We start from the raw sequence: 18,386 nt of genomic DNA on the forward strand, positions 1-18,386 counted from the left end.
ACTCCGCTCACACCGCGGTCGCTGAAGGGGATATCCACGCGCGTCCGTACCCGTTATTTCTATCGCGGTACCGAATCCGGGGTGGATGTCGATGGAAGAAACCTTGCGCCTGCACAGCGAATTCCGCGCGCACGTACATCTCGTGCTGCGCAGCATCGTGCAGGCGATCACCGGCCTGGAGCCGGGGCCGCGGCGCCTGCTGATGGCGATCGAGGCCTACTGGGAGGCCTGCTACGGCCGGCGTGACGAGCGCACGTCGATGATGGCCGCGGCCCGGCGCACGCACAGCGAAGCCGCCCTGACACGGCAGACCCAGATCTTCACCAACATGCTCGCCAGCGAGCTGCACCATTGCGGCGTTGCACAGCCCGCGCCCTTCGCGCAGAGCCTGGCCCAGGAGGTGCGCGCGATCGCCCGCGCCGAGCTGATGGCCGGCCACCGGCTGCCGTGGCAGCGCCAGCGCCTGCTCTCGCACCTGGAGAATCACCTGAGCTGCGGCGACGCCGCCAGCGCCGCCTGAGGATTCAGCGGGCGCCGCTCACCGCGATCGGCCGGGCCAGCGCCGGCGTGATCACGCGGAGTCCCGCACGACGGTCCAGCGCCGCCAGCAGCGGCGCCAGATCGACGACGACCGGCATCGGTTTGAGCGGCGCGTCGAGCGGGCGCGTGAAATCGTCCCAGTGGGTCAGCACGACGGTCCGCGCGCCGACCGCATCCACCGTCTGCTGCAGATAGGACTCCGCGTCATCGACCAGCGCCGCGCCGAGCACGACCACGTCGGCGTGGCGCCCCTGCAATGCTCCCGGCATGAACCCCGCGCTGCCGTGGTGCAGCACGCTGCCGTCGGCATGCTCGACCAGGATCGACCAGGTGCCGCCCTGCCGATAGTCCAGATAGTGCGCCGGCGGCGTCAGCGGCGCCGCGATCTCGCCGGTCGGCGCGCCGCCGGTCGCGCCGGCGTGACGGCTCTCGATGAAGCGCACCGTGAACGGGCCGAAGCGCAGGGCCTGATCGGCGGCGGCGACCACGATACGGCGGTCATCGAGTCCGGCGCCGCGGCCGATGTTCGCGGTGCTCGCCGAGCCCGCCAGCACCGCACCGGTGAGACGCGCGACGACGCCGGCATCGAGCGCGTGGTCGTAGTGCGAATGCGATACCAGCACGGCGTGCAGCCGGGTCACGTTCTCCTTGCGCAGCCACTTGCGGATCAGCGCCTCGTCCGGCGCGATGTGGTCATTGCGCAGCAGTGGCCACAGGCCGGGCGGCCGCGTGAAGAACGGATCGACCATCAGTGCGTCGTCGCCGGCGCGCAGCAGCACCGCCGTGGTACCGAACCAGCTCAAGGTCAGCGCCGCCGGCGCGGACGCCGACGCGCTCAGCGCATGCACCTGCAGCAGGCGGGCGTCGCGTTGCGGCCGCAGCGCGAACAGCCAGACCGTCGCGCCGACGGCTGCCAGCAGCAGCGCCAGCCCGGCAATGCCGGCGACGCGGCGTGCGCGGCTCAGAAGTCGCTCCAGTGACGACGGCGCCGTCCCGCCAGCCCCTGCAGCAGCATGCCGAGCAGCAGACCGGCGAGCGCCAGCAGGCCTCCGGTGAGCATCAGATTGCGGCGGTCGTCGTCACCCGCTGCGGTGGATTCCGCCAGCTGCAGACGCCGCTGCAGATCGGCGATCTGCGTGCGCAGCACCGCGTTCTGGCGCTTGAGCTCGTCATCCGGCAGCGCCGGCACGGCAACCGCAGGCGCGGCTGCTGCCGGCGCGGGCGGCGCACTGCTGCGTGCGGCCTGCAGCTCGCGTTCCAGCTCTTCGATACGGGCGCGCGCCTGATCGAGGGCGCTGCGCGCATCGGCAAGCAGACTCGTCGCCGCCGGATGGTCGGTGAGGAAGCGCGCCGTCACCCAGCCGACGCGGCCGTCGGCGGTGCGCACCTTGGCGAAGCTCTGTTCGCCCAGGTTCTCCAGCACCGTGACCGCATCGCCGCTCTTGAGCAGTCCGAGGAAGGTCGCATCGTTGCGCGGGCCGTCGCGCAGCGAGACCGTGATTTCGTCGTTGACGTACTGCTGCTTCTGGGCCCAGCTCGCCGCGGGCAGCAGCAACAGCATGAGGCAGAGGTGGCACGCTTTCATGGCGCCGCGAGTCTAGCAGCCCGCGACGGTCCGCCGTGTGCGGCTCAGGCGCGCAGGCGCAGGCTCGGCCGGCGGCGCGCGACCAGCGTGTCGATGAAGCGGTTGAGCTCGGCGAGTTCGGCCAGGGACAGGTAGTGGGCCTCGAAGCTGCCCAGCGCGCCCTCGTCCTGCAGATGGATCGTGTTCGTGCACTGGCTGGCGACGTAGTGGCCCGACTCGTCCAGCGCGCCGAGCGGGCGCCGCGCTTGCAGCGTCCTGCCCACCGCGTGCAGCTCCTCGGTGCTGAGGCCGGCCAACCGCGCGCAATCCGTCACGTCCTGCAGCAGGCTGCGCCAGCTCGATTCGGCACTGCGGGCCTCGGCGAGCGCCAGCCGGTAAGGCTCGATCACGCGGCGGCGCAGGTCGCGCGCGGCGCTGCGGATGTCGCGGTCGATGGCGACCCGCGCGCCGATCTCGCGGCCGAAGCGGCGGCGCAGACCGAGCTGCGCGACCACCGGCCAGCCGATCGCCTGCACGACGAACTCGCCGCCGCTGCGACGCAGGCTCAGGCAGCCGCGCTCCGGCGTCCACACGTGCAGCGCCTCGGTTTCATGCGAAGCGCCCGCGGGAGCCTGGACCTGGTAGCCGGCACCCAGCTCGGCGCACAGTCGACGGGCGAATTCGTCGAGCGAAGGTCCGGACGGACGCAAGGCCGGGGTTTCAGCCAACCGGGTCATGACACACCTCCGTGCCGGCAGGGGAGTGGACACAGTGTCGGCGCGCGCAGCGGCCGCGGGCGGGATGAGGAGACCGGCGGCGTCCGGGCCGGGGGGAACGGCGCGCGTGCCGATCAGCGGTCGGATCCGCGGCGTGACCGGTCAGATGCGGGCACCGCGCCGTCGCGCGGGCCGGGCGGCCATCCGGGCGTTCAATGCACCTTGCGCGACTTGCCGGCGAGACGCTCGGCGTCCGGCTGCGCCTTGGCACCCTCGTCCTGCGGACGCACGCCGCGCCCGCCGAAGGACCAGGGCTGCGGCTTCTGCAAGGGCTGCTTGAAGATGCCCTTCGTCGGTCCCTTCTTCTGCGGCGCTGCGGCGCTTTCGGCCTTCGCGGCGGGCTTGCCCGTCTTCTTCGTCGTCGTCATGCGGATCTCCGGATGCGGCGATTCTAGAGCAGCACGCGACGCAGGTCCGACAGCAGCTTGACCAGATGCACGATGAAGCGCGCCGCGTAGGCGCCGTCGATGACGCGGTGGTCGTAGGACAGCGACAGCGGGCACAGCAGCCGCGGCACGAACTGCTGGCCGTCCCAGACCGGCTTCATCTGGCTCCTCGACACGCCCAGGATCGCGACCTCGGGCGCGTTGACGATCGGCGTGAAGTGACTGCCGCCGATGCCGCCGAGCGAGGAGATCGAGAAGCAGCCGCCCTTCATCTCGTCGGGCTTGAGCTTGCCGTCGCGCGCCTTCTTGGCCAGCGCCGCGCAATCGGCCGCCAGTTCGGCGATGCCCTTGGTCCAGACATCGCGCACGACCGGCACGACCAGGCCGTTGGGCGTGTCGGCGGCAAAGCCGATGTGGCAGTACTTTTTCAGGATCAGGTTTTCGCCGTCCGGCGCGAGGGAGGCGTTGAACTCCGGGTATTGCTTCAGCGCCACGCCGACCGCCTTCATCAGGAACGGCAGCAGCGTCAGCTTCGGGCCGCCGGCCGCGGCGGACTCCTCGCTCTGCTGCTTGCGGAAGGCTTCCAGCTCGGTGATGTCGGCTTCGTCGAACTGGGTGACGTGTGGCACGTTGACCCAGCTGCGGTGCAGGAACTGCGCGGAGATCCGGCGGATGCGCGCGAGCGGCCTGGTCTCGATCTCGCCGAACTGTGCGAAGTCCACCGGTGGAATCGGCGGAATGCCGGAGCCCTGGACCGCGGCCGCTGCGGTGGCGGACTGCGACATGCGCTGCTTGACGAAAGCCTGCACATCCTCGACGACGATACGCCCGCGCGGGCCGCTGCCCTTGACCTGGGCGAGATCGACACCCAGTTCGCGTGCGAACTTGCGTGTCGCCGGGCCCGCATAGGGCACGGCGGAAGCGGACGAACTGCCTTGAATGGCAGTTTGTCCCGCCGTGCGCCCCGCCAGGGATGGCGGGGCCGGGGCCGGAACGGGAGACGAGGTCGCGCCAGGGACGGCGGCACTGCGCTTAGCCGCAGCGGACATCGGTGCGGTTTCCACAGCGCCGGTCAGCGTACACACCCGATCGCCCTGCGAGACCTTGTCGCCGACCTTGAGTGCGAGGCCGCTGACGACGCCGTCGGCCGGCGCCGGCACCTCCATCGTCGCCTTGTCCGATTCGAGCACGACCAGCGGCTGGTCCCTGGCGACGCGGTCCCCGTCCTTCACCAGCACCTCGATCACCGGCACGTCGTGGTAGTTGCCGATGTCCGGGATGCGGACTTCAGATCGGGAATCGTTGGATGGGGTCGCCGGCGCGGCTGCATGCGCAACAGGCTGTGGCGCAGCAGTGACAGCAGGGGCCGCAGGCGGCGCCGCCTTGTCTTCTACGATTCCCGATTCGCGATGCCCGATGCCCGTCTGTTCGAGCGTGCAGATCGGGCTGCCTTGCGACAACTTGTCCCCGAGCTTCACCTGCAAGCCGCGCACGATGCCGTCGGCCGGCGCCGGCACTTCCATCGTCGCCTTGTCGGATTCGAGCACGACCAGCGGCTGGTCCCTGGCGACGCGGTCGCCGTCCTTGACCAGCACCTCGATCACTGGCACGTCGTGGTAGTTGCCGATGTCGGGAACCTGCACCTCGAGGGTCTGGCTCATGTTCAGACCGTCCATGGAGAAGCACGATCCGGCTTGATGCCGTAGATCTTGATCGCCTGGCCGACACGCTCGGCCGGCACGAGCTTCTGTTCGGCCAGCGCCTTGAGCGCCTTGACCACGATCCAGCGGCGGTCGATCTCGAAGAAGTCGCGCAGCGCCGGGCGGTTGTCGGAGCGGCCGAAGCCGTCGGTGCCGAGCACGTGGTAGGGAAGCGGCACGTAGGGCCGGATCTGCTCCGGGTAGGCGCGCACCCAGTCGGTCGAGGCGATCGCCGGGCCGGTCATGCCGCCCAGGCATTCCTCGACATAGGACTTGCGCGGCTTGTCCTGCGGATGCAGCAGGTTCCAGCGCTCGGTCTCGCGGCCGTCGCGCGCCAACTCGGTGAAGCTCGGCACGCTCCAGACGTCGCTGGTCACGCCCCATTCCTCCTTGAGCAGGTCGGATGCGGCGACGACCTCGCGCAGGATGCTGCCGGAGCCGAGCAGCTGCACGTGGGCCTTGGCCGCGTTGTCCTCGGCACGCAGCAGGTACATGCCCTTGACGATGCCGGATTCCGCGCCCGGCGGCATCGGCGGGTGCGCGTAGTTCTCGTTGTAGAGCGTGACGTAGTAATAGACGTCGCGGTGCTCGACGTACATCTCGCGCATGCCGTGCTGCAGGATCACCGCCAGCTCATAGGCGTAGGCCGGATCGTAGCTGCGACAGTTGGGCACTACCGCGCTCATCACGTGCGAATGGCCATCCTCGTGCTGCAGGCCCTCGCCGTTGAGTGTCGTGCGGCCGGCGGTCGCGCCGAGCAGGAAGCCGCGTGCGCGCATGTCGCCGGCGGCCCAGGCCAGGTCGGCGATGCGCTGGAAGCCGAACATCGAGTAGAAGATGTAGAACGGCAGCAGCGAGACGCCGTGGTTGGCGTAGGCGGTCGCCGCGGCGATCCAAGACGACATCGCGCCGGCCTCGGTGATGCCTTCCTCGAGGATCTGGCCCTTGATGTCCTCCTTGTAGAACGCCAGCTGGTCGGCGTCCTCCGGGTTGTACTTCTGGCCGACGATTGAATAGATGCCCAGCGAGCGGAACATGCCCTCCATGCCGAAGGTGCGCGCCTCGTCGGGCACGATCGGCACGACGCGCTTGCCGATGCTCTTGTCGCGGCACAGCGTCTGCAGCATCTGCACGAAGGCCATCGTCGTGCTGATCTCGCGCTCGGCGGTGCCGGCGATGAGCTTGTCGAAGGCCGCGAGCGGCGGGATCTCCAGTGTCTCGTTGTGGACGCGACGTGCCGGCAGGAAACCGCCGAGCTGCTGGCGGCGTTCCTTCAGGTAACGGATCTCCGGTGAATCGTCCGCGGGGCGGTAGAACGGCGTCTGCGCGATCTGGTCGTCGGAGATCGGGATCTTGAAGCGGTCGCGAAAGGCGCGGAGCGCGTCCTCGCCGACCTTCTTCTGCTGGTGCGTGATGTTCTGGCCCTCGCCGGCCTCGCCCATGCCGTAGCCCTTCACGGTCTTGGCGAGAATCACCGTCGGCGAGCCGCTGTGCTTCACCGCAGCCGCGTAGGCGGCGTAGATCTTGTGCGGATCGTGACCGCCGCGGTTGAGCTGCGCGATCTGTTCGTCGCTCCAGCCGGCGACCAGGCGCTCCAGCTCCGGATACTTGCCGAAGAAGTGCTGGCGCGTGTACGCGCCGCCCTTGGCCTTGTAGCTCTGGTACTCGCCATCGACGGTTTCGTTGAAGGCCTGCAGCAGCCTGCCCGACGTGTCCTGCGCGATCAGCGGGTCCCACAGCGAGCCCCAGATCACCTTCAGCACGTTCCAGCCGGCGCCGCGGAACACGCCTTCGAGTTCCTGGATGATCTTGCCGTTGCCGCGCACCGGGCCGTCGAGACGCTGCAGGTTGCAATTGACGACGAAGATCAGGTTGTCGAGCTTCTCGCGTGCGGCGATGTCGATCGCGCCGAGCGATTCGGGTTCGTCCATCTCGCCGTCGCCGCAGAAGCACCAGACCTTGCGGCCGTCCATCGGCGCCAGGCCGCGGTTTTCCAGGTACTTCATCAGCCGCGCCTGGTAGATCGCGGTGATTGGCCCCAAGCCCATGCTCACCGTCGCGAACTGCCAGAAGTCCGGCATCAGCCAGCTGTGCGGATAGCTCGACAGGCCCGGTTGCAACGCCTCCATGCGGAAGCGGTTGAGCTGGGCTTCGGTCAGGCGCCCTTCGAGGAAGGCGCGCGCATAGATGCCGGGCGTGCAGTGACCTTGGATGTACACCAGGTCCGCGCCCTGCGGATGGTCGGGTCCTTTCCAGAAGTGATTGAAGCCGACGTCGTAGAGCGTCGCCGCCGACGCGAAGCTGGCGATGTGTCCGCCGATACCGGCGTGCTCGCGGTTGGCGTTGACCACCATCGCCAGCGCGTTCCAGCGAATGATCGAACGGATCTTCCACTCCAGCGCATGATCCCCGGGCGAGCGTTCTTCGAGCTGTGGCGGGATCGTGTTGAGGTAGGCGGTGTTCGCCGAGAACGGGATGAATGCGCCGCTGCGGCGCGCCTTCTCGGTCAGGGTTTCGAGCAGGTGGTGCGCACGTTCGGGCCCGGCGTGCTGCAGCACGGCCTGCAGCGCATCGAGCCATTCGCGCGTTTCCTGCGGGTCGATGTCGGTGATCGGCGGTGTCGGTTCGCTCACGGCAGGTCCCTCGGGGTGCGGCGGTCACTGTAGACCGCCGCGCTTCGATACGTCCAATATATGAAAAGCCGTTGACTCATCTGTTCGAGATATCGCTGATGGAGCTGCGTCACCTGCGCTACTGCGTCGCCGTCGCCGACGCGCGCCACTTCACGCGCGCCGCCGAGACCCTGGGCATCGGCCAGCCGCCGCTGTCGCAGCAGATCATGGCGCTGGAGCGCGAACTCGGCACGCCGCTGTTCCGGCGCCTGCCGCGCGGCGTCGAGCTGACCAGCGCCGGCACCGCCTTCGTCGAGGACGCGCGCCGCATCCTGCGCGACGTCGATCAGGCGACGGCCCGTGCGCGACGCGTCGCGCGCGGCGAACTGGGCCGCATCCGCATCGGCATGATCAACTCGGCGCCGTTCCACCCGCTGATCCCCAAGGTGATCCGCGAGTTCCGGCGACGCTACCCGGCGGTGGCGTTGTCGCTGGAGGAGCGCACGACGCCGGGGCTGGCCGCCGCGGTGCGCAACGACACCGTCGATGCCGCCTTCGTGCGGCCGCTGCTCGAAGAGGAGCCCGACCTGTGCAGTGAGCCGCTGGTCGCCGAGGACATGGTCGTCGCGCTGCCGTCCGGTCATGCGCTGGCGGCGCGCGTGCGCATCCCGCTGCTGGCGCTGTCGATCGAGCCCTTCGTGCTGTTCTCGCGCGCGGTCGGCGCCGGCCTGCACGAGGAGATCATCGGCGCCTGCCGCGCTGCGGGCTTCGCGCCGCGCGTGGTGCAGGAGGCCTCGCAGGTCACGTCCATCGTCAACCTGGTCGCCGCCGGGCTGGGCGTGTCGATCGTGCCGGCGTCGATGCAGCGCGTGCACACCGAGGGCGTCAGCTACCGGCCGATCCAGCGGCCGGTGCCCAAGGCGCGGCTGTCGCTGATCTACCGCAGCGCGGACAGCGGCGCCCCGCATATCCTCAACCTGCTGGCGCTGACCCGCCAGCTGACCGCGCCGCGCGAGCGGGTGCGGCGGGCATAATCCGTGCGCACGCAGGAGATTCCATGCAGACCTTGCCGCTGGTGCTGGACGATGTCGAAGCCGCCGTCGATCGCATCCTCGGGCGCATCGGCCGGCACATCGTGCTCGGCCTGCCGCTCGGCCTGGGCAAGCCGGTCGAGCTGGTCAACGCGATCTACCGCCGCGCGCTCAACGACCACTCGATCCATCTGACGATCCTGACCGCGCTGTCGCTGGAGAAGCCGTCGGGCGACAGCCCGATCGAACGGGCCTTCCTCGAACCCTTCGTCGCGCGCGTCTTCGCCGGTGTGCCCGAGCTGGCGTACATGCAGGCGCTGCGCGACGGCAGCCTGCCGGCCAACGTCGAGGTCTGCGAGTTCTACTTCAAACCGGGCGCAATGCTGCACAACCGCCACGCGCAGCAGCACTACGTCAGCAGCAACTACACGCACGCCGCGCGCGACGTCTTCAACCGCGGCTGCAACGTCGTCGCGCAGATCGTCGCCAAGCGGGGCAGCGGCGCAGGCACCCGTTACAGTCTGTCGAGCAACCCGGACACCGGCCCCGAGCTGATCGAGCTGCTGCGTGCGAGCGGCCGGCCGCACGTCAAGATCGCCGTCGTCAACCAGAACCTGCCGTACATGGGCAACGACGCCGAGGTGATGCCGGACCTGTTCGACCTCGTCGTCGATGATCCGCGCTACACGACGCCGCTGTTCCCGACGCCGAAGATTCCGGTGACGACGGCCGACTATCACATCGGGTTCAACGCCAGCGCCCTGGTGCGCGACGGCGGCACGCTGCAGATCGGCATCGGCAGCCTCGGCGACGCGATCGTGCACGCGCTGAAGCTGCGCCACAGCGCGCCGGAGAACTACCGCGCCGTGCTCGGCGACCTCGGCCTGCTGGCGCGCAGCAGCGCGCTGATCGAGTCGGTCGGCGGCACCGGAGCGTTCGAGCAGGGCCTGTACGGCTCGACCGAGATGTTCGTCGATGGCTTCTGGCATCTGCTGCGCGCCGGCATCCTCAAGCGCCGCGTGTACGACTTCTGGGCGCTGCAGCAGCTGATCAACGAAGGGCGCTGCGACCCGCAGGCGCTGACCGCCGATGTTCTGGAAGGGCTCGACGAACTCGGCGTACGCGTCATTCGCACGAAGGACTTCGAGATCCTCCAGCATCACGGCTTCTTCCGCGACGACGTGCGCTACGACGAGGGTCACATCACCGCGCCGGATGGCGCGCGCGCCATCGCCAACGTCGCCAATCCGGCGTCGCGCCGCGTGATGGCGCGCTGCCTCGGCGAGCGTCTGCGCAACGGCATCGTCCTGCACGGCGGCTTCTTCCTCGGACCCGCGGATTTCTACGAAGGCCTGCGCACGCTCGACGAAGCCACGCGCGCGTCGATCTGTATGACCAGCGTGTACAAGACCAACCAGCTCGACCACAACCCGCGCCTCTACCAGCAGCAGCGCCGCGACGCGCGCTTCATCAACACCGGCATGATCGCGACGCTCTCCGGCGCGGTCTGCTCCGATGGCTTGGCCGACCTGCGCGTCGTTTCCGGCGTCGGCGGCCAGTACAACTTCGTGGCGATGGCGCATCACCTGAGCACCGGCCGCTCGATCCTGCTGATCCGCGCGGTGCGCGAAGCCGATGGCAAGCCGGCGCAGAGCAACATCGTGCTCCACTACGGCCACATCACCATTCCCCGCCACCTGCGCGACATCGTCGTCACCGAGTACGGCATCGCCGACCTGCGCTCGAAAACCGACAGCGAGGTCGCCAAGGCGATGATCCACATCGCCGATTCGCGCTTCCAGGAGGAACTGCTCGCGCAGGCGCAGCGCGCCGGCAAGATCGAGTCCGGCTACGTCATCCCCGAGGCTTACCGCCACAACACGCCGGAGGCACTGGAACGGCGCATCGCCGGATACCGTGCGGCCGGCCTGTTCCCGGCGTTTCCGCTGGGCTGCGACTTCACCGACGACGAGCTGGTGCTGGCCCGGGCGCTGAAGACCGTGCAGGCCAAGGCGCACGCGACGCCCAAGTGGAAACTGCTGCTGGATCTCGCGCGCTTCCGCGCCGCCGACATCCCGGCCAGCACGCGGCCGCACCTGGCGCGCGTCAGGCTCGATGCGCCCGCCACGCTGCAGGACAAGGTCGCACGCATGCTGCTCGTCGAAGCACTGCGCGCCGGCGGCACCTGAGCCGAACTATCCGCCCTTGCCGCGCGGCGACAAGTCGATCAGCTCCGGCTGATAGCCGCGCGAGTGCAGCCAGTCGCGCAGTGCCAGCCCGGTCGCCGCCGGCCAGTAGCGCGCCTTCTCGGGCGCGACGCGGATGTACTCGGATAATTCCTCGTTGAGCACGATCTCGCCTTCGGCGACGACGTGATAGGCGACGATCAGCTGGTTCATGCGCTCGAAGGTGTAGTGGCCGATGAAGGCCGGCGACTGCGCCTTGAGGCCCAGTTCCTCCTCGACCTCGCGCAGCACCGCTTCGGCCGGATCCTCGTTGCGTTCGAGAAAGCCGGTGATCAGGCCGAAGAAGCGCTGCGGCCACAGCGCGTTACGCGCCAGCACGATCTGGCCCTCGTGCTCGACCACCGCTGCAACCACCGGCGTCGGGTTGTCCCAGTGCACGAAACCGCAGGCCTGGTCCGGGCACACCCGGCGCACCAGGCCACCCTGCTCGCGCTCGATCAGCGGGCGCGCGCAGCGCGGGCAGAACTTGAAGGCGGTCATGCGGGAATCGGCGATGACGTTCGGGTCTTCATCGTAGCAAGCCGCTCCGTAGGCGACTCCGCGAGGAGCGAAAGTTGTTCAGTCCGGATCACAGAGCTTGAGCGTTGCAAGAGCTCCGCAATGAACGCGGCCGGCACGTTGCCAAGCTCGCGGGGTTCGAGTTTGTGCAGGCCGCCGCCATAGACGCGACCCTCACCGAGTAAGACGTCGTGCGGCAACTCATTCAGTGCGCTCCAGACCCTGCGCAGAAGACCCGGGTTGCGATCCATTTCACGCGCCATGAGCGGTGTCGGGTAGAGAGCCAGGTACACGTTCGTCACCGTGGCGCGTGAGCCATTGAGAATGAACCGAAAAGGCCTGCCTCTCCGCGAGTCGCCGCGTCCGAGGTAAGTGCAGACGATGGGTGCGGCTCGCCGGTCTTCCTGGCCATACCAGAGGCTGCGATGTGCGCACAGATAACGCTGCGGCAAGCCCTTCGCTTTTCCCTCTTCCAGATAGTCTGCAAGTGCCGGATAGCGTCTTCGAACCTCGTGCTCGGGAAGCTTCGTATCGAGCAGAAAGAGGCGGCTGTCGATGTCGGGCGAGCCATCCTCCAAACCCCTGATTTCATCGACAGGGAGGTATCGTGGGCTTGGCAGAATCGGGGTGAAGACCTCCATAGGCAAACCACGACGGACAATCTCTTCCTCAGCAAGGATGAAGAAGCTGTTGTCGCCCGTGGCGATGCCGCGCTTGATGTTGAAAAACTCGGCGAGTGTCGGGACCTCAGTGCGATGACGCACGTCAGCCACGGGAAAGCGGGTCCACTTCGGTTCGCGCGCGAGAGCGCGCGTCGAGATGAGACGCGTCATCCGGGGCTTTCCGAGCGTACCGCCGAAGCTGAATTTCACTTCGTGGTCGGCAGGGGGCGGCTCATTGCGAAACCAGACGATGGCGGAGGAGACAAGGGCGTCGGCAAACTGCACATCGTTGGGATCAAAACGATGGATGTGCAGGAGCGTCACCCGATCCAGCAGATATCGCTTGACCGCCTCCCCGTAGTTCACATCCATGAACTCGCTTGGGATGAGCCAGCCGGCAATACCGCCCTCGGTCATCCAGGCGTGGGCTAATCCGAGGAAGTGACAGTAAAGACCCGCAAGGCCACTGAGTTTCATCCCGCTAAGCTGCAACGTACGCGCTTGCAGGTAAGCCTTGTCGCCATTCTGCAGGTGATGGTGCCGCACGTAAGGGGGATTACAGATCACGACGTTGAAACGCGGCAACGGTTTTGCATGCGTGAAGTCGGCGATCGTCAGCGCGAAACGCGCGTCTTTCCAAAAGTTCGTCGCGGCTGCACCGTAATGGGGATCGATCTCGAAGCCGGCGGCTTCGGCAATGCGCTCGTTGGGCACGATGCGGAGAAGTGCCGAATAGAACGCGCCCGTACCGAATGCCGGATCGAGGAAACGTAGCTTGGCGCCCGAAGGCGCAAGGGCCGCGGCGTAGCCGACAATGTCCTCGGCAAGGTCCGTTGGCGTCGCGAACTGGCCGAAGCGGTTGCGCTCGGTCGGCGACTTCGCCGCATCTAGACAAGCTTGCAGCGCGAGGCGTTCCTGCTCTCTCGTGGCGTTGGGGTCAGACACGTTCAAAGTCCGAATTTCGCGAGATCGTCGATGCGGTGCTCCCAAACCCAGTCGATGCCTTCGGCAGCCTCGTATCCCAGATAACCGCTGTCGAAGTATCCGCAGAGGAATAGATTGAACTGTACCTTCTTCCCGTAGGCGCCGCGGAGCTGAGTCATCTTGACCGCCTCTTCTTTGCGGCGCTTGTTGGTGTTTGTGAAGTCACCCGCAGACTTCGCCTCGAAGAACACCGGAAAACCGTCCTTCTTGGCCGTCTTCGGATTAACGGCGGCGTCGATCGGAATGTTGACCGACTGCGCGCCGCCCTTGAGCCGGACGGGAACGTTCATGCGGAAGCTGAACGTGCCGGGTGGCATCGTGTCGAACCTTGCCCCGTCGCTGGCGACGAGTTGCTTGTAGCCACGCGCCTCAAGCCATTTCTTGATGGCCGCCAGTTGCCGCTGCTCTTGCGCGTTGCGGATGATCGGGCTGGCGACCGCCCCGCAGAGCCGGTCCGCGACGATCGTGGCGGCTCAGTGGATTTCGGTCTCGGTCGCCGGGGAGTCTTTGCGCGATAGCCAGACAAAGATGTCCGGATCGGCCATCTTCTCGATGATTGCCGTGATGCGCGCGAGCTCGTTGTCGGCCGCCGCTTGCGTCATGCGCACAGGGAGCTTCCTTCGCGTCTCCATACCTTTCACGAGCGTGCTCGAAATACCCGCGAGACCAATCAGGCGATCGACCGCGAGCGGCGGACAGGTCGACATGTGGAGCGTTGGAAGAATCTCCGGGTGCCGTCTCAGCATCGCGGGCTGTATGTTCGTGAGGTTGTCGGTCGAACGCAGGGTTGACTCGACATCCTGGGTGGTCGGCACGCGCGTCTCGCGAAAGGCTTTTGGTGCAAAGTTCATGAACCAGTCGTTGTACATGTCGACTGATGCGGCGATATCGGCCTTCCACCTGCCCGGCTTGTCTCGATTGACGGCCATTCGCTGCGCACTCTCCGGCTAGAAAATCAACTCGACACCCGATTGTCGGCCATCGCGCATATGGCTCAGCCAACGATGCCGCGCCGACGCCGCAGCGCCGCGAGCAGCAGCAGCCACACCGCGCCGCCGCCGAACGCGCCGCCGAAGCGGCCGGCATCGCTGCCGCCGCCGCCCGACGATCCGGTCGTGTCGATCACTGCCTGTGCGACGTTCTCGCTGAGCTTGCCGCGCGCGTCCTGCACCTGCAGCGTCGCGCGGTAGAAGCCGGCCTGGGCGTAGTGGTGGGTGACCGTGGGCGTGGCCTGGACGACCTGCGCGGTCTGGTCGCCGAAGTCGAAGACGTATTCGACGATCGCGTCCTCGTTGTCGTGGCTGGCGGCCGCGTCGAAGCGCACGGTCAGCGGCGCGGCACCGCGCGCCGGCGTCGCCGCGAGCACCGCGAACGGCGCGGTGTTGGGTAGGCAGCCGTCGGTCGCGCGCAGCGTGTAGCCGTCGGTCGCGGTGGCGGTGTCGAGGGTGTTGGTGCTGCGCACGAGGTGGGTGTCGCTGCTGTCGGTCGCGCCGGTGTGGGTGCGCAGCATCAGGCCGGACAGGGTGTCGCCGGGCCCGACGCCGAGCACGCTGCGGGGGACGACGAGCTGGATCGTGCCGTCGGGGCTGTAGCCGCTGGCGGGATCGAGGTCGCCTTCGATCGTCACTTCCTGGTAGCCGACCAGCACGACCGCCTGCGAATCGTTGCTGCCGTGCACGTAGCGCATGCCGGTCTCGGTGGCGATCATGCCGACCAGTTTCTTGACCGTGCCGCTGCCGGGCAGCGCCGGCGTGTTGAACAGCACTTCCCACATCGTGCCGATCGGGGCGGTCTGCAGCGACGCGACCTTGATCTGGAAGATCAGCGCGTCCGGCGTCTGCTCCGGCTCGGCGATGTGCAGGGAGATCAGGTCGAAGTCCGGCAAGTCGGCGTCGCCGGCGGCGTCATCGACGATGCGCCGGCCGGGCACGGCGCAGACGCTCTCGATCTGCGGAATGGTCACCGGCAGCTCGATGGTGTTGCTGGCCACGCCTTCGCCGGCGGCGTTGATCGCGGTGACCTTGTAGTAGTACTTCTCGACTCCCGGATCGACGCCGAGATCGATGTAGCCGGGCGTACCGTCGGTGGCGCCGACGAGTTCCTCGGCGCCAGGTGCCAGTCCACGATAGATCTTGTATCCGGCGATCGCCGCGCCGCCGTTCTCCGGCACGCGCCAGTTCAACTGCGTGCGCTCCGGCGTGCGCAGGCCGGACAGGCAGGCCGGCGACGGCGCGCGCGGCTCGGCCGCGTCGAACGCCGCGTACAGCGACTTGCCGGCAACCTGGCGCGCGATCTTGGGAAATGCGGCGAAGCTGTTGAGTGCCGGGTCGATGTCGCAGTCGCCGATGCAGCCGTCGGCGTAGCCGTACATCGGATAGCCGCGCTCGTCGATGCTCATCTCGTTGAAGTCGAGCAGGTTGCGGTTGAGGCTGCTGCCGCCGCTGTTCCAGATACCGCCGACGCCCTGCACCGGATCGTCGGGCGTGGCGTTGACCGTGGTCCAGGTCCTGCCGCCGTCGTAGGTCGTCGAGAAGTACAGGTGCCAGACGCCGGGGAAGTCGAGCGCGACCGGATTGCCCTCGGTGGTCGTTCCCAGATAGGCGCAGACCGCGCGGTCGGGATCGCCGGCCAGCGCGTGCGTGAACATGGTGTGACGGACGCCCATGTCGGCGCCCAGTTCCACCGGTGCGTCCCAGCTGCGGCCGCGGTCGCGCGTGACCGACACTGTCGCGCGGCCGTCGCCGTTGGAGTAGCAGAAATAGGCGGTGCTGTCGGTCGCCAGCGCCACCGACGGATCGCGGATCGCCGGCCGCGAGCCCGGCACCGGTCGCACGGTCCAAGTCGTGCCCGCATCTTCGGAGACCGTCACCGCGACGCCGGTGCCGCAGGACTTGCCCGGCAGATAGACCGTGCCGTCCGGTGCGACGCGCACGTGGCCATGGATGCCGGCGCACTGCTGCACGGTGTAGGCCAGCGTCGCCGGGCCGAAGCTGATGCCGCCGTTGTCGGAGCGCGCGCAGGACGCAAAGCCGATGTCCTGCCCGCAGTAATAGACCGCGTTGGGATAGACCGGATTGCCGGTGATGCCGAAGGGATGGCTGGCCGGATAGGGTCCGGCGCCATAGGTCTGGTGGTCGATCGCCGACACCGGCGGGCCGCCCTCGACCGGAATCCAGGTTTCCCCGTCGTCGTCGGTGTAGGCGGCAGCGCTGTTGGCGCCGGCGAGCTGGCCGATGATCGTGCGGGTGGTTTCGTGGCCGCGCACCAGCGAATCGGTGATGCCGATCGGATCGAGCGTGGTCACGCTGGTCACGACGCTGGAGCGCTCGGCCCATTCGCCCTCGCAGGCCTGCGGCAGCGGCGGGTCGAGATCCTGCGGGTAGCGCAGCCACAGCGTCTTGAGGCCGGAAAGAATGAAGGACTGCTTGCTCGCCGGGTTGTAGCCGGTGGACGGCTCGCCGGTGTTGCCGGACAGTCCGGCCGGCGGCGCATAGACCTGGTAGCGCGGCACGCCGGGTCCGACCGGGTTCGGACGCAGGCCGTCGTCCTCGCCGCCGCTGAGCGAGGCGGTGCCGTGGATCACGCTGTTGTTCGGCGCGGCCGGCGTCACCTGCAGGCGCAGCCGGCGCGTGCCGGCGCCGGCCGGCAGGTAGATCGTCTGCGAACCGAGATCGGTGCTCTCGGAGGTCTGCAGCGTCTCGCCGGAATCGGCATCGACGACCTCGAACACGAACAGGTCGAGCTTGCCGGCCCAGCCCAGGCCGAAGCGGATCAGCGCATCGGGATGCGTCGTCGCGTAGTCCGCCGGCAGTTCGGCGGTCAGCTCGTAGCTGTCGCAGCCTTCGAGCGCCGAGCAGAACAGGCCGGTCGAGGTCAGGTACGGCCCCATCGTGAACTCGGTCTGCGGCGCGGCCGGCGAGACCGTGCCGGTGGCCGGATCGGCGGCCGTCACCGGACCGCACACGACGGCGGCCAGCAGGGCCGCAACGAACAGCGGGAACGCACGCATCGGATTTTCCCCATCGAGTCCCGGTCTGCGCCGGGGATGTGCAACTCTAGCAGCGGCCCGCCGCAGGGGAATGAGGAGAAACGCACTGCGAGGGCATCACAGCAGCCCGACGCGCCGCATCCAGTCCAGCGCGGTGGCGACCAGATCCGCGATGCGCGGATCGTCCTGCCCGCGCAGATGCGCGCCGGCCTCGTCGATGCGTTCGGCCACCGCCGGTGCGTCATGCAGCGCCTGCCACAGCGCCTGCGTCGCCGCTGCGGGAATCAGCTCGTCGTCGGCCGCGACGATCATCAGCGCGCGCTGCGCGCTCCCGAGCCGCGCCGCATGGATCTCCGCATCCGGCAGGTCGTAGGCCCACGCCAGCAGCCCTGCCAGCAGCCGCGCCGGGCCGCGCACCCAGCCGCCGTAGCGCGGCTCCAGCTTGCGGACGAACTGCTGCGCGATCACCTCGGCGGTGCGGCCGAAGCCGTGGACCACGACCACGCCCGGCAACGCCAGCTCCGCGGCCGAAACCACCGCGAACGGCGCGCCGAGGCTGGCGCCGACGATGGTGATGCGCCGTGCATCGATGTCGGGACGCGCGCGCAGATGGGCGCTGAGCAGACGGATGCCTTCGAAGGTCTGATCGATGCCGCGGCCCAGCGCCGGCAGGTCGGCGAAGCTGTGCGGGAAACGGAAACGGCGCGGCGGGTCGAAGGGGTAGTCGAAGCTCGCCGCGACCAGCGGCAGCCCGGCCGGAACGGCGTCGAGCACCGTCGCCGCGCCGCGGAAACCGCCGAACAGCATCACCACCGGCAGGGGGTTATCTACGTCCGCCGGTCGCCGCAGCTCGGCTTCGACGACGCGGCCGCCGTCCAGACGCAGCGCGACGCGCTCGCTGTGCATCTGCGCCCCGGCCGGCGCGACGGCCAGCAGCAGCAGCGCCGCGAGGCGCTCAGCGCTGCGGCGTCGCCACATAGTCGGCACGCACGCGCACCGCATCGTCGGCGCCGCTGCGCAGGCGGCTGACCACGGTGATGCGCGCGCGTCGCCCCGCGCGCAGCGTCGCTGCAAAATCCTGCCAGTCGGCGTCGGCGAGCGCGCTGTCGGCGATCAGCGTGCCGGTGACCGGCCGCAGGTAATCGAGTTCGCTGTGGCGGACGACCAGGCCGACATCGAGGTCGGCTTCGACGAGTTCGTGGTGCAGCACGAGCCAGCCGGCGAGGATGCCCAGCGTCGCCAGGCTGCCGCCGAAGGCCGTGCCATGCGGATTGAGATTCGGCTCCAGCGGCGCCTCGATGCACAAGCGGCGGGCGCCCGCCTCGGTCACCCGCGCCGCCAGCGCCCGCGTCAGCGGAATGCTGCGGTGAATGAACTCGGTCAGTTCGGCGGGCGTCAT

Annotated in this window: 15 protein-coding genes and 1 pseudogene; 4 read left to right on the plus strand and 12 right to left on the minus strand. The window is 68.4% G+C overall.

Annotated features, from left to right (window positions below; translation table 11 throughout):
- The first annotated feature begins 85 nt into the window (after positions 1 to 85).
- Positions 86 to 520 carry a hypothetical protein gene (locus tag AAG565_RS07510; protein WP_348818955.1) on the plus strand — a complete coding sequence of 145 codons (435 nt, stop codon included), beginning with the start codon at positions 86 to 88 and terminating at the stop codon, positions 518 to 520.
- A gap of 4 nt (positions 521 to 524) precedes the next feature.
- On the opposite strand, the gene AAG565_RS07515 is transcribed toward AAG565_RS07510, so the two are convergent.
- A complete protein-coding gene (locus tag AAG565_RS07515; protein WP_348818956.1) occupies positions 525 to 1,388 on the minus strand; it encodes an MBL fold metallo-hydrolase in 864 nt (287 codons plus the stop codon).
- Between AAG565_RS07515 and AAG565_RS07520 the strand changes: the two genes are divergently transcribed.
- Positions 1,383 to 1,520 carry a hypothetical protein gene (locus AAG565_RS07520; RefSeq protein ID WP_348818957.1) on the plus strand — a complete coding sequence of 46 codons (138 nt, stop codon included), beginning with the start codon at positions 1,383 to 1,385 and terminating at the stop codon, positions 1,518 to 1,520. The two genes, AAG565_RS07515 and AAG565_RS07520, sit on opposite strands and share 6 nt — an antisense overlap.
- Here AAG565_RS07520 and AAG565_RS07525 read toward each other — a convergent pair.
- The 5 genes from AAG565_RS07525 to aceE form a co-directional block, all read right to left on the minus strand.
- Complete coding sequence (locus AAG565_RS07525) at positions 1,502 to 2,125, minus strand: TIGR04211 family SH3 domain-containing protein (protein ID WP_348818958.1); 624 nt, start codon at positions 2,123 to 2,125, stop codon at positions 1,502 to 1,504. The genes AAG565_RS07520 and AAG565_RS07525 overlap by 19 nt on opposite strands.
- A 44-nt stretch (positions 2,126 to 2,169) precedes the next feature.
- Positions 2,170 to 2,841, minus strand: a complete 672-nt coding sequence (locus tag AAG565_RS07530; RefSeq protein ID WP_348818959.1) for a hypothetical protein — start codon at positions 2,839 to 2,841, stop codon at positions 2,170 to 2,172.
- Between the two features lie 191 nt (positions 2,842 to 3,032).
- On the minus strand, positions 3,033 to 3,248 hold the full coding sequence (locus tag AAG565_RS07535; RefSeq protein WP_348818960.1) for a hypothetical protein: 216 nt from the start codon (positions 3,246 to 3,248) through the stop codon (positions 3,033 to 3,035).
- Between the two features lie 23 nt (positions 3,249 to 3,271).
- Positions 3,272 to 4,927: a dihydrolipoyllysine-residue acetyltransferase gene (gene aceF / locus AAG565_RS07540; RefSeq protein ID WP_348818961.1), complete on the minus strand. Its 1,656-nt coding sequence runs from the start codon at positions 4,925 to 4,927 to the stop codon at positions 3,272 to 3,274.
- Between the two features lie 2 nt (positions 4,928 to 4,929).
- Positions 4,930 to 7,599 (minus strand): pyruvate dehydrogenase (acetyl-transferring), homodimeric type, encoded by a 2,670-nt coding sequence (gene aceE / locus AAG565_RS07545; protein ID WP_348818962.1) that lies wholly within the window; start codon positions 7,597 to 7,599, stop codon positions 4,930 to 4,932.
- A 71-nt stretch (positions 7,600 to 7,670) separates the two neighbouring features.
- Here aceE and AAG565_RS07550 point away from each other — a divergent pair, with 71 nt between their 5' ends.
- Together AAG565_RS07550 and AAG565_RS07555 are read left to right on the plus strand one after the other, a co-directional pair.
- Positions 7,671 to 8,612: a LysR family transcriptional regulator gene (locus AAG565_RS07550; protein ID WP_348818963.1), complete on the plus strand. Its 942-nt coding sequence runs from the start codon at positions 7,671 to 7,673 to the stop codon at positions 8,610 to 8,612.
- Between the two features lie 23 nt (positions 8,613 to 8,635).
- A complete protein-coding gene (locus AAG565_RS07555; protein ID WP_348818964.1) occupies positions 8,636 to 10,798 on the plus strand; it encodes an acetyl-CoA hydrolase/transferase C-terminal domain-containing protein in 2,163 nt (720 codons plus the stop codon).
- Positions 10,799 to 10,804: 6 nt separating this feature from the next.
- Here AAG565_RS07555 and AAG565_RS07560 read toward each other — a convergent pair whose 3' ends face one another.
- The 6 genes and pseudogenes from AAG565_RS07560 to AAG565_RS07585 form a co-directional block, all read right to left on the minus strand.
- On the minus strand, positions 10,805 to 11,335 hold the full coding sequence (locus tag AAG565_RS07560) for an NUDIX domain-containing protein (protein ID WP_348818965.1): 531 nt from the start codon (positions 11,333 to 11,335) through the stop codon (positions 10,805 to 10,807).
- The gene (locus AAG565_RS07565) at positions 11,332 to 12,960 is read right to left on the minus strand and encodes an SAM-dependent DNA methyltransferase (protein ID WP_348818966.1); all 1,629 of its coding nucleotides are present in this window, start codon (positions 12,958 to 12,960) and stop codon (positions 11,332 to 11,334) included. The genes AAG565_RS07560 and AAG565_RS07565 overlap by 4 nt, the downstream gene beginning before the upstream one ends.
- A 2-nt stretch (positions 12,961 to 12,962) precedes the next feature.
- Positions 12,963 to 13,928, minus strand: a pseudogene (locus AAG565_RS07570) (XamI family restriction endonuclease).
- A gap of 65 nt (positions 13,929 to 13,993) precedes the next feature.
- Entirely contained in the window at positions 13,994 to 17,008 is a 3,015-nt protein-coding gene (locus AAG565_RS07575; protein WP_348818967.1) for a PKD domain-containing protein, read from the minus strand.
- Between the two features lie 96 nt (positions 17,009 to 17,104).
- Positions 17,105 to 17,974, minus strand: a complete 870-nt coding sequence (locus tag AAG565_RS07580) for a hypothetical protein (protein WP_348818968.1) — start codon at positions 17,972 to 17,974, stop codon at positions 17,105 to 17,107.
- A complete protein-coding gene (locus tag AAG565_RS07585; protein ID WP_348818969.1) occupies positions 17,943 to 18,386 on the minus strand; it encodes a YiiD C-terminal domain-containing protein in 444 nt (147 codons plus the stop codon). Before AAG565_RS07585 ends, AAG565_RS07580 begins: the two co-directional genes overlap by 32 nt.

This window comes from Fontimonas sp. SYSU GA230001, from assembly GCF_040066175.1.
Taxonomy (GTDB): Bacteria; Pseudomonadota; Gammaproteobacteria; order Nevskiales; family Nevskiaceae; genus Solimonas.

Excerpts from the sequence above, each read along its gene's own strand:
- AAG565_RS07510 (WP_348818955.1), top strand. The coding sequence starts at position 86 with ATGTCGATGGAAGAAACCTTGCGCCTGCACAGCGAATTCCGCGCGCAC.
- AAG565_RS07520 (WP_348818957.1), top strand. The coding sequence starts at position 1,383 with ATGCACCTGCAGCAGGCGGGCGTCGCGTTGCGGCCGCAGCGCGAACAG.
- AAG565_RS07525 (WP_348818958.1), bottom strand. The coding sequence starts at position 2,125 with ATGAAAGCGTGCCACCTCTGCCTCATGCTGTTGCTGCTGCCCGCGGCG.
- AAG565_RS07530 (WP_348818959.1), bottom strand. The coding sequence starts at position 2,841 with ATGACCCGGTTGGCTGAAACCCCGGCCTTGCGTCCGTCCGGACCTTCG.
- AAG565_RS07535 (WP_348818960.1), bottom strand. The coding sequence starts at position 3,248 with ATGACGACGACGAAGAAGACGGGCAAGCCCGCCGCGAAGGCCGAAAGC.
- aceF (WP_348818961.1), bottom strand. The coding sequence starts at position 4,927 with ATGAGCCAGACCCTCGAGGTGCAGGTTCCCGACATCGGCAACTACCAC.
- AAG565_RS07555 (WP_348818964.1), top strand. The coding sequence starts at position 8,636 with ATGCAGACCTTGCCGCTGGTGCTGGACGATGTCGAAGCCGCCGTCGAT.
- AAG565_RS07560 (WP_348818965.1), bottom strand. The coding sequence starts at position 11,335 with ATGACCGCCTTCAAGTTCTGCCCGCGCTGCGCGCGCCCGCTGATCGAG.
- AAG565_RS07575 (WP_348818967.1), bottom strand. The coding sequence starts at position 17,008 with ATGCGTGCGTTCCCGCTGTTCGTTGCGGCCCTGCTGGCCGCCGTCGTG.
- AAG565_RS07585 (WP_348818969.1), bottom strand. The coding sequence starts at position 18,386 with ATGACGCCCGCCGAACTGACCGAGTTCATTCACCGCAGCATTCCGCTG.